The following is an 11,939-nucleotide window of genomic DNA, read 5'->3' on the forward strand; positions in this document are numbered from 1 at the left end:
AGACCGTGTACACAAACATCGACATTTGTTTCCGATTGAACCAGTCGTTGACACGCTCTTGGCGCCCCTTGAGCATGCGTCGCACGCAAATGCTGCGTGCAGCGGGAGAACGTCGTGGCCCGAGCAGACAAGGTATTCGAGCTGGCTTGCGCCTGGTTCCGTGCTGCCGTCGACCGGGCGATCGGCCAGCTCCCCGCAGCGCAGCAGGAACCGGCCGCGCGACTGCTCTGGCAGACGCTCGGCCTGGCCAACCCCGACCAGCCCTTGTCGGCCGACACCGACCTGTCCGCATTCCGCGACGTCGGCAGCGACCGCGAATCGCTGGCCACCGCGGCCCAGATCGCGGCCGAAGTGCTGGTCGCGCTGGACCAGCTCCGGGACGCCGTGGCCGCGCTGGACGGCGGCATGCCAGGCCCGGCACTGGCAAGCATCGGCTCCGTCATGCGCCAGGTCCAGGACCTGTACCGCACCCCTGCGCAGGGCCGCTATCCGAGCGCCTTCAGCCTGGGCAAGATGCTGCTGACGCTCAGCGGCGATGCGCACGCCCCAGGGCCGGCCGCCGGATTGCAGGGGCCCGGACTGGCACGCCTGCTGGGCGCCCGTACGGCCGCCGAGATCGCCAGCACGCAGACCGCGCTGGCCTGGCTCTGCCTGGTCGCAGGCGGCATGATGGACCGCTCCTTCGCGAAGCCTTCCCGCGACACCGCAGCGGCCATGCTGTTGGGCGGCCTCCCGGCGCTCGGCCCCACCGCACCGCGCGTGCAATTGCCGCTGCAGCCCGGAGGTACGGGCGGCGTGGCGATCGGCTTGCACACCGATGCGCCCACCGGCCTGCAGGCCACGCTGCAGTTGGGCGTGGATGGCACGCCGCAGCACGAGGGGCAGGACTTCCCTCTGACGCTGAAGGCCAGTGCCGGCGTCACCACCTTCCTGCCGGTCGACCCGCCAGGGCCGCTGCGCACCAGCGGCGACTTCATGCTGGAGATCGCGCTTGCCCGCAGCCAGGCTGCGGGCACGCTCGTCATCGGCCCCCACCGCGGCGCCAGCCTGCGCATCGGCGGGCTCGGCGTCGGCCTGAAGCTGCACAGTGGCGCGCCGCTGCTGCACCTGTTCGCCCGCCAGGTCCGCGCGGAACTGGCGCCCGAGGACAGCTTCCTGAAGCAGGTGCTGGGCGACAGCGTCGCGCTGGACTTCTCCATCGAGGCCCAGGCCGATCAGTTCGGCGGGCTGCGCCTGCAGAACGGCTCCGGCCTGGCCGCCAGCCTGGCCGTGCCCACCGCACCGACCGGACCGTTCAGGGTGCAGCTGATCCATCTGGGTCTCACGCCCAGAGATGGCAGCTTCCTGCAGCTGCAAGCCGAGCTGTCGGCCTCGTTCGGCGTGGAGCTCGGTCCGTTCCAGGCCAGCATCGATCGCCTGGGCTTGCAGCTGGAACTCGACTGCCGCGGCGAGGTCCCTACCCTGGCCTTCGCCCTCGGGCCACCCAGCGGCATCGGCCTGGCTTTGGACTCGGGGGCCGTCAAGGGCGGCGGCTACCTCGGGGTCGAAGCGGGGGGCGGCTACACGGGCGTGCTGGAGTTGCAGCTGCTGGCCGTCGGCGTCAAGGCCATCGCCCTCCTCGATCCCCGCAGCGAAGCCGGCTTCTCGCTGCTGCTGCTGATGTACGGGCAGTTCCCGCCGGTGCAGCTGTCCTTCGGTTTCACGCTCACTGGCGTGGGCGGGCTGATCGGCGTGCACCACACCTTCGACCGCCAGGCGGTGTCGCAGGGCTTGGGCAATGGCGCACTGGACAGCATCCTGTTTCCGAAGAACCCCGTGGCCGAGGCGCCGCGCATCATCGCCACATTGCGCACGCTGTTCCCGGTCAAGAAAGACGGCTTTGTCATTGGCCCCATGCTGGAACTTGGCTGGGGCACGCCCAGCCTGGTCCAGGTGCGCATGGGCCTCGTCATCGCGCCGGCGGAAGGAACGATCGCCATCCTCGGCCAGATGGTCGTGCAGTTGCCACCGCTGGTCGCCGCGGAACTCGCGCTGCTGCGCCTGCAGATGGACTTCGATGGCTGGGTCACGCTGGACCCGCTGTCCATCGGCTGCAACGCCGTGCTGCGCAATTCGCGCGTGGGCGTCGTCACGATCACGGGGCAGTTCGCGTTCCGGGCCCAATTCGGTGCCCGGCCCGGCTTTCTGGTCAGCGCAGGCGGCTTCCATCCGCGCTTCAAGGAGGTGCCGGGCGATCTGCCGGTGCCGTTTCGCCGCGCCGGCGCGGCCTTCGACATCGGCATCGTCGGCATTTCTTTCAAGGGCTACTTCGCCATCACCTCGGCCACGGTGCAGATGGGTTCGGAGCTGCGCATCTGGGCCGACCTCGGCGCGGCCAGCGTCGAAGGCGGGTGGAGCTTCGACGCGATCTGCGAGCTGCAGCCGCGTTTTCGCTTCCAGGTCGACCTGAGCGCCTTCCTGGCCCTGCAGGTGTTCGGCGGCGACCTGGCCAGCGTCCACGTGACGGGCATGCTGAGCGGCCCGGGGCGTTGGCGCATCCGCGGGCGCGGCGTGTTCGAGCTGCCGCTGCTGCCCGACATCCACATCGACATCGACGAGGCCTGGGGCACGGACCGCGACACGCCTGCCGTCACGGTGCCCCTGGCGGACCTGCTCGCCGCCGAGATCGGCGCACCGGCCAACTGGAACGCCCAACTGCCCCAAGGCGGCGAGGCCTGCATCACGGTGGCCGGCATCCAAGGCGTGCCCGGCCTGCTCGCGCACCCCCTCGGCACCCTGGTGTTCCAGCAGAAACTCGTGCCCTTGGAGCTGCGGCTGGACAAGCTCGGCAGCAGCCGGATCGCGGGTGCCAACGAGTTCTTCGGCCCCAGGCTGGTGCTGGCGGCCTCGCCGGACAAGGCCGGCATGGAACAGCAAGTACAACCGCTGCGCGACTTCTTCGCCGCCGCCCAGTTCCTCGAGCTGAGCGAGAGCGAGCGGCTGGACAAGCCCTCCTTCGAATCGCTGCCGGCCGGCTACGCGCTGCGCGACAGCGGCTTTGCCATGGGCGCGCCAGCCACGGTCGCCATGGGCTACGAGGAAGCCGATCTCGGGGCCGCGCTGCCGCCGCTCCGCAGTGCGCGCCACCTCGGCCAGGTCGCATTCGTCGAGGCCTTGGATGCACAGCTGCTGCACTTCGGCGCGGCCGGTCGCTCCAGCCTGCGCGACAAGCGCATGCACCAGCCGCCCGTGCAGGCGGCCGTGCGGGTCCAGCCCGCGCCCGTCGTCGCCACCGCGCGCGCCACGCTGGGTCCGCTGGCCCAGGCGGTGCCGCAGACCAGTGTGTGGCAGGCCAGCCAGGCGCTGGCCGCGACCCATCCCGGCAGCGCGCGGCGGAGCGTGCAAGTGGCCGAGGTGGCCGAGCTATCCGAGTGGCTGTGACACGCCTGCAGGAAGGTCCCCATGCCCATCGCCTACCAATTCCTGCCCTGGGTCCGGCGCGGCCTGGCCCGTGCCGTGCAGGCGGCCGACACGCCTGCCGCCGCGGCCCGCCCGCAGATCAGCGTCGGCCTCACCCTGCAGGCCCGCGAGCACGGCCAGGGCCCCGGCGTCGTGTCCGGGCAAATCGACCTGAGCCTGTACGGGCCAGGCGACGTGATCGGCATCGACCCGCGGCTCGTGGTGCGCACCGAGCCCCGCGCCGGCACGCGCAACTTCGAGCCCAACTACCTCGCCGCCATCGATTTCGACCCACCGGATTTCCCCTGGATGATGACGCCGCTCGCGGCCACGGGGCAACGCCTGCGGCCCTGGCTGGTGCTGGTGGTGCTGCGCAGCACGGCAGCGACGCAGCCGCGGCTGCAGCCCGGCGCCCCGCTGCCCAGCCTGTCCCTGACAGCCGAGCAGGTCGTCCGCGAGTTGCCCGACCTGGCCGACGCCGCGCTGTGGGCCCATGGGCAGGCCGTCTCGGAACATGGCGCCGATGCGGTGGGCCAGCTCGGCAACGAATTGCAGCAACGGCCCGAGCGCAACGTCTCGCGCCTGGTCTGCCCGCGCCGGCTGGAGCCGGGCACGGCCTACATCGCCTGCGTGGTGCCGGCATTCGAGGTTGGCCGGCTGCGCGGCCTGGGCAAGCCCGTGGCGGCCGACGCCACGCTGGCACCCGCATGGAACCATGCCCAGCCCAACGCGACCGAGCTGCCGGTCTACCACCACTGGTCCTTCGGCACCGGCCCGGTGGGCGACATCGAATCCCTGGCACGGCGCATCCGCACACCGGACAAGTACGCGCACGACACGGCGCTGCGCGCGCAGCTGGGCCACATCGGCGAGATGCCCGTGGCCGTGGACGCCGACTACCTGCTGTTCGACGGCCCGGCGCCAGGCCGGACCCTGTTCGAGGGTGCGCTGGTCTCGCTGGGCTTCCAGCCCGACAAGGTCGACATGCCATCGGCCAGCAAGCTCCAGGCCATGCTGGACAGCGGCCCGGCGCTGGCCAGCGCCGGCAGCCCGCAGGCCGCCAGGGCGCCCACGTTGTCGCCACCGCTCTATGGCGCCTACCCGGCCCGGCGCCACCAGGTGCAGCTGGGCCTGTGCAACACCCGGTGGCTGGACCAGCTGAACCTGCAACCGCGCTACCGCCTGGCCGCCGGCTGGGGCGCGGAGATCGTGCGGCGCCACCAGGACGAGTTCATGCAGGCGGCCTGGGAACAGGTCGGCGAAGTGCTGGCGGCTGAGCGTGCGTTCTCGCTGAGCCGCCTGGCACGCGACGTGCTCAAGGCGGTGGAGCGCCGCCACCTGGCACGCCTGCCGGAGCACCGCCTGCTGGCAGTGCTGGCGCCGGCGCGCGGCCGGCTCCAGCTCGGCGTGGCCGAGAGCCTGTTCGGCCGCATCGAGAACAGCACGCTGCCGGCAGAGCTCTTCGACGGCGCAATGCGGCGCTTCAGCGCACCGACCCGGCCCGCGTTGCGCCTGGCTCGCTGGCGCACGCGCGATGCGGTGCTGCCGAGCCCGGCGCAGCAGCTGAAGAACCTGTTCACGCAGTTCGCCGACGCGAGCCATCACCTGGCGCGCATCGACCCCAACCGGTTCGTGCCCGACGGCCTGCAGGGCAGCCGCTCGTTCGACGCCATTCCGATGCCTGCCGACCTGTCGCAGTCCATCGACCTGAAAGAGTACCTCGGCATCGAGGGCAGCATCACGGGCGCCGAGCTGCAGCAGCTGCGCCATCGCACCGCCGCCGCGCGCGAGGCCGCCGAACGCGCCAAGCCCGCGCCCGCGCAGCTGGGCGACATCTGGACCACCGGCATCCTGACGGAAGTGCACAGGCGGCGCCTGCGGGAACTGCAATCCGCATCGGGCCAGCCACTGGACATGGCGGCCGTGGAAAGGTTGCTGCAGCAGGCCAGCAAGAGCCGTGTCGATGGCGTGCTGGTCAGCGTGTCGGTCAGCGGGCGCGTCAACGCCCAGGGCCTGCAGCTGCAAGCTGCCAGCGGCCAGATCCGGCGGGCCGGTGCGCTGCTGGGCCCGCCACCGAGCGACCCCGGCCGCATGCCCGGCGGGCGCACCGCCCAGACCCTGGCCCGGGTGCCGCTGGCGCCGTTGCACCAATACGGCCTCGCGGCGCTGTGGTCCGGCATGCCGGTCGACACGCTGGGCCAGGGCAGCGCAGTGGTCGAGTTGCGCTTTCACAAAGGCCGCTTCACGCCGGCATCGGAACCGGCCCCGCCGGTGCCGTCCGACAGGATCCACACCGTGACCCTGCCGCCGCTGGAAAAGCGCCCGGCCGTGCTGGCGCGCTATGCGCAGGCCTTCCGCGACTACCACGGGCTGAAGGAATCCGTGCAGCACTCGCGCTCCATCGCCGTCGCGCCCGTGGACCTCGCCCGCGCGCAGACGGTGGCACAGGTGCGGGCGCGCGTGGATCCGGCCAACACCGTGCCGCAGCGGCTGGCCACGACCTTGACGCTGGGCGGCCAGGCCGTCGCCTTCGACGCCGCACGCGGGCTGGTCGGGCCAGCCCTGCAAACGCGGTTGGATCTGGCTCTGACGCCCAACCTGCGCCTCGTCACCCCCCTGGCATGGGACCGCGTGATGGCCTATCCGCATCTGACCATGCCACTGTCGCGCAAGCTCGAGCGCATCGCACCCGAAGTCTTCCTCCCTGGCGTGGGCGCGCTGCCGGACGACTTCATCATGGCCGTCAGCACCAACCCGCGCTTCGTCGAGGCGCTGATGCTGGGAGCCAACCACGAGATGGGCCGCGAGCTGCTGTGGCAGGGCTTTCCGACCGACCAGCGCGGCACGCCCCTGCGCCACTTCTGGCAGCGGCTGGACGGTGCGACCGACATCGACCCCATCCACCAATGGGGGCCCAGGCCATTGGGTAGCCAGCCGGGCAGCGCGGCGATGTTGGTGTTGCTGGTCCGTGGCCAACTGCTCGAGCGCTTTCCCAACCTGTCGATCTACGCCTACCCCAAGGCACCGAACGACAAGCGGCCCGGCGGTGACAGCCCGGCCGAGATGGACCCGAACGCCATCGAACGCCCCGTCCTGCGCGGGCACCTGGGCAGCGACATCACCTACGTCGGCTTCGGCCCCAGCATCCGCCCCGAGGAAGGCGAGCTGCGGAACTGGTTCTTCGTGCTGGAGGAGCACATGACCGAGCCGCGTTTTGGCTTCGACGACCCGGACGGCCCGCGCCGCCAGGGCCCTGGCTGGATGGACGTGGATTGGAGCGAGGTCGGCGTGGCCGCCGGCCAGTGCTTCAGCGGAGCAGACCTGCGCAGGGCGCCACCGGCCCGAAGCCAGCCGGATTGGACCGAGCCACACGCAGCCCTGGTGGCCGAAGCGCTGCTGCAGCGCCCGTTCCGCGGCTACTACGCCGGCAGCAAGCTGGTCCCGCGGTGAAGAAGGACGGAGAGAGGGAGCGCACATGCCACGCCTGGAACTCGATCTGAGCGAGATCAACACGCTGCGCGCTGAGCTCGAGCGCATGGCCAGGGAACAACGCACGCTGGACGTGCAACTGGCGCACAAGGCCGCGCAGGCGCGGGCGCTGCAGCGCACGAATGCGGCCTCGGCGTCGCAGCTGGCCGCGTTGCAAGCGGAGCTGGCGCAGTTGCGCACGCAGCGCGGCGCGGCGCGGCAGCGCGCCGAGACGCTGCAGCGCACACTGGCGGAACGCATCGGCAAGCTGGAGCAATGGCAGCATCGGCAGGGCCCCGAAGCGATGGCACAGGCGCTGGACGGCAGCCAGCCGATCGCCATGTTCCCGGTGCGGCTGGAAACGCGCTACGTCCCCGATGCGAACGCCAGCACCGCGCTGCGCGTGCGCATCTATCCCGATACATTGCACGTGGTGCACCATGCCGACGGGCTGACCGACGCCGAACGCGAAGCCGGCACGGCGCTCTGGCAGGCACGCTTCGCACGGCAAGGCGAGGCCCAAGCGCAGCGCGACCTCGTACAGGCGCTGGGCCGTGGCCGCGCGCGGTGGGTCGAGCGCGCGCTGACGCCGCTCAATGCCGCGCAGGCCGGCGAGCCCGGCGCGATGCCGCAGTTCCCCGAGGTGCCGGCCATCGACGCACGCGCCAAGGCCACGCACGCACGCCTGCTGCCGGTCCGCTGGTGCGCCATCGGCTACGCCGCCGAACCCAAGCTCGGCACGCAGGTGGAGGTGTTCCGGGTGTGGGGACGCAACGTCCCGGACACCTTGCCGATGTCGCCAGACTGGGAAAGCCTGGAAGAACACGCAGAGGGCCTGGTCGATGGCGAGCGGCGATGGATGGTGGATTTCGACGCAGCCCTCGCCCGGGGCATGGCCTTGCAGGTCACGCAGCAGAACGTGACCGTGCCCTGGTTCCAGCTGGCCACGCACACACTGGTGCGGCTGCTCGTGGTCGGTCTGGACTGGAGCCGTGATGCGACCCAGACCGCCGCCGAAGTGGGCGCACTGCTGGCCGCGCAGCGCGATTCGCAAGGCCTGGGCTTCGTGCCGCCCGGCACGCCGACCAACAACACCGAGGCCGCGCCGTCCGGCTACAGCCCCAGCGCCGAGCATGCCGCGCCCACCGATACGGCCCAGTCCGCGGCGCCGCAGCAGAGCGACGCACTGCAACTGCTCTGCCATGCCCTGGGCATCGCCGAGGACAGCATCGGCGCCGACGGCATCGCCGGCGCCGATCTGCGCGACCAGCGCACCGCGCTGCACATGATGAACGTGCTGTGGCGCGGCACCATCGGCAACTACCTGATGTCGCTGTGGAACCTGGAGGACGCGAGCGAGCGCCAGATGCACATCCGACCGGCCACCCTGTATGCGCTGCGCGAGTACGCCGTCGCTTACGTGCGGCCGGCCGGGGCCCTGCCGGTGCTGCGCGTGGGCAAGCAGCCCTATGGCGTGCTGCCTGTCGTGGGCAGCGCCTACACCGAAGCCGGCGCGACGGCGGCAGAGCTGGGCATCTCCAGGCTGTTGGCCTTCCTGCGGCCGATGTGGGAACTGGCACGCGCCGAAGTGCCACTGTTGCGCACCGGCGACATGGACAAAGCCAAGGACATGCTGCAGACCGCTCCGTGGTCGCAGGTGGCGTACTACCGTGACGAGGCCGTGGGCGGAGCGTCCTACTACACCACGCCCTTCGGCACGCAGCCGAACATGCTGGCCCGCCGCATCTTCCTGCACTATGGTGCCGCGAACTTCGACAGCACCCCCATCGTCACCCGCCTGTTCCTGGCCGACCCGCCGCATCGGGCCAAGCAGCTGGCCGGCGTGCCCTGGGTGCTGGCCGATGCCGCGCTGCCGACGCGCGAAGCCGCGCCCGACAGCCCGCTGCCCGCAGGCGCCGGCAACTACCTCGCGCGCATGGCCGAGGTGCTGGGCGGCCCCGCCCGCACGGCCGACCTGCTGCTCAAGCAGTTCCAGAGCGGCCCGGCCCTGCTGCAGTCGCTGGCGGCCTTCTCGGTCGACCTGGAGCGCCACGACGCGGCCGAGCGCTTCGCCGTGCAGAGCGTCCTTGTCGAGAAGGCGACCAGCCAATGGGCCGCACAGACGGTCCATGTCGAACGGCCTGAGCCGACCGCCGCCGGTGTCGAATTGCACACGCCGCAGCAGCTGGAACAGCTGGTGCTGCCGGACGTGACGGGGACCCAGACGCTCGGCGAGTACGTGATGCAGAGCCTGGCCCTGGGCCGTCCGGCCACTGCAGGCGCCGAACCCGTGCGCGGGCCAGGGACGGAGTCCGTTCGCATCCTGGCCTTGCCGCAGGACCTGCTGGCCGGTTCGGTGCGCGAGCTGCGTCCGCAAGTGCGCAGCGTGGCGGCCGTCAAGAGCAGCCTGGCCGAGCTCGCCACGCGCCCGGTGGGTGAGCTGAACATCGCCTTGCGCGGTACGCTGGACGTCTTCTCGTACCGCCTGGACGCCTGGTACACCGCGCGCGCCAGCCGTCGCCTGGCCCTGGTCCGCGGACGCCAGCCCGGCGGCCTGTACGTGGGCGGCTTCGGTTGGGTCGAGCAGTTGCGGCCGAACGTGCGGCCCGCCAGCGAGGGGCATATCCTGGCGCCCTCTCTGGCCCAGGCCGCCACGGCCGCCATCCTGCGCAGCGGGGCCATCGCCAACCGCAGTGGCGGCGCGGCAACGAACGAGGACGGCGATGCCTTCCAGATCCAGCTGGACAGCCGCCGCACACGCCGCGCCCAGGAGATCCTGCAAGGCCTCACACAGGACCAGCCGCTGGCCGCGTTGTACGGCTACCGCATCGAGCGCGCCTTGCGCGATGCGCAGCTGGGCAGGCTGATCTGGCCACTGCGCCTGGCCTACCCCTGGCGGCCGGCCGGCACGGGGCCCGGGGACGAACCGGCCGAGGCGGTCGCTGCACGCGACGTGGTCGATGGCGTGGCACTGCTGGCGGCGTGGCAGGAGGGGAACAACGAGGCGCGCCTGTACCTGTCCGGAATCCAGGTCAACGGGACCCGGCCCTTCCTGGGCCTGCTGCGCACCGACCCCCCGAATGCCGAAGGCGGATTGCAGAGCGCCGAACGCGAAGCCTTCGAACACGCGCTGCAGGATGCGATCGCGCTCGCCGATGCCGTGGCCGATCTGCTGATGGCCGAAGGCGTGCACCAGATCGTGCAGGGCAACTTCGAGCGCGCCGGCGCGGCCATGGGCATCGTGGACAAGCAGAGCCGGCCGATCGCGCCCGAGGTGGCGCGCACGCCGCGCAGCGGCGTGGCGTACACCCAGCGCTTCGCCGTGCTGTGCCCGCTGGACACGGCGTCGGCCTGGCCCTCGGACCGGCGCTCACGCGCCGAACCCGCTCTGGAGGCCTGGCTGGCCCACATGTTGGGCGCGCCTTCGCGCTGGCGCATCGCCGCGCGCGTGCACCGCGGCGACGCAATGGACGCGCAACCCCTCGTGCTGGGCCTGCAGGCGCTCGGCTGGTCGGCCCTGAGCGTGGTGCTGGGCGCGACGGATCTGGCCGGCGCAGCGCAGGCGCGCCATGGCGACACCGGTCTGCGTGCACGGCTGCTGCAGGCCCTGTCGCAGCAGCTGGCCGACGCAGCGAGCGTGACCGGCCTGGACATCCTGCCCGATGGCGACGCCTCCGGCGCGCCGGGCCTGGGTGCGCTCGAAGCACTCTGCACCACGCTGCGCGCCGTGCTCGACCACATGCACCCGGCCACGCGCAAGGACCTGGCCGTGCCGCAGGACAGCATCGAACAGCTGCTGCCCGACCAAGGGGAATATCCGGGCGTGGACCTGGCCGAACTGCAGGCCCGCGCGGCCCATCTGCGCGCCGATTTCATCGCCGCCAAGGACGCCCTGGCCGCCAGCACCGGCGCCGACGCACTGCTGGCACAACTGGTCGCGTTCGAGGACTTCCTGCCCGCCGCCAGCTGGCCGCCGCAGGTGGCTGCCATCGATGCGCCGCAGTCCGATCCGTCCACCCGCGCAGCCCGCGCCGACGCCGCGCGCGCAGCGCTGGCCGCCTTGCTCCAGGCGCGGCTGCAGGAACTCGACCCCCCGCCACCGGCGGACGATGCGCCACCGCCCACGCATGGCCAGCAGGTGCAGCGTGCGCTGGACCAGATCCGCCTGTTGCTGGGGCGCGGCTTTCCGGTCCTGCCACGCTTCACGCTGGGCGGCTATGCCGCCGCGTTCAACGACGCGCTGGCCGCCCAGGATGCGCTGACCCTGAACGATCCCTGGCAGGTGACCGGCTGGATGACCGGCATGGCACGGGTGCGCGAGGGCCTGGACCGTTTTGCCGGCGCGCTGGCAGCGCACGAGACGCTCGTGGACTTCAGCGCCCCTGGCGACTTCCAGGTCGTTCAGTATCCGCACGTCCCGGGCCGGGCCTGGGCCGCGCTGCCGCACGCCTGGACACAGGCAGTGGGCACCGTTGCCGATCTTCAGAAGGTGCCCGAGGAGCTGCGCGACTTCATTGCCGGCGAAGGCACGGCATTCCAGCAGTTCAGCCGCGACTGGCCCAGGCCCAGCCTGGCGCTGGCGCTGCATACGCCGGGCGGCCGCGCGCCCGTGCAGGCCGACACGCCACTGGCCGGTTTCGTCTGCGACGAGTGGCCGGAGACCGTGCCCGACCGGTTCCAGACCGCGGGCATTGCCTTCCACCACGACGCGCCGGGCGCACGGCCGCCGCAGAGCATTCTGCTGGCCGTTCCGCCGCACGCCGAACAGGCGCATTGGGAATTCGACCAGGTGGTCGACACCGTGCACGAGGCGTTCAGGCTGGCGCGCCTGCGGGCCGTGCGCCCGCGCGATCTGGGCAGCGGCCTGGGCGAGTTGCTGCCGGCCAACCGCCTGCCGCAAAACCTGACCGATGCGCTGCCCAGCGTGCGCTGGCTGGACCTCACGCAAAAGGCCTGGGTCAACCTGCAGGCGAGTCACTTGGGCATGGCGCAGCAGGCCTCTGGTGTGGTGCCGCTGGGCAAGATCTAGGAGA

General features: G+C 71.6%; 3 protein-coding genes. All 3 read left to right on the top strand.

Going from position 1 to position 11,939, the window contains the following annotated elements; all coding sequences use genetic code 11:
* The first annotated feature begins 114 nt into the window (after positions 1 to 114).
* The 3 genes from IE209_RS03765 to IE209_RS03775 are packed head-to-tail and all read left to right on the top strand — an operon-like array spanning position 115 to position 11,935.
* Positions 115 to 3,420 (top strand): DUF6603 domain-containing protein, encoded by a 3,306-nt coding sequence (locus IE209_RS03765; protein WP_189685691.1) that lies wholly within the window; start codon positions 115 to 117, stop codon positions 3,418 to 3,420.
* 21 nt (positions 3,421 to 3,441) lie between these two features.
* Complete coding sequence (locus IE209_RS03770) at positions 3,442 to 6,888, top strand: hypothetical protein (RefSeq protein ID WP_189685692.1); 3,447 nt, start codon at positions 3,442 to 3,444, stop codon at positions 6,886 to 6,888.
* Between the two features lie 25 nt (positions 6,889 to 6,913).
* Positions 6,914 to 11,935: a hypothetical protein gene (locus tag IE209_RS03775; RefSeq protein ID WP_189685693.1), complete on the top strand. Its 5,022-nt coding sequence runs from the start codon at positions 6,914 to 6,916 to the stop codon at positions 11,933 to 11,935.
* Positions 11,936 to 11,939: the final 4 nt, after the last annotated feature.

The sequence above is a fragment of the Pseudorhodoferax aquiterrae genome, from assembly GCF_014652235.1.
Lineage (GTDB): Bacteria > Pseudomonadota > Gammaproteobacteria > Burkholderiales > Burkholderiaceae_C > Pseudorhodoferax > Pseudorhodoferax aquiterrae.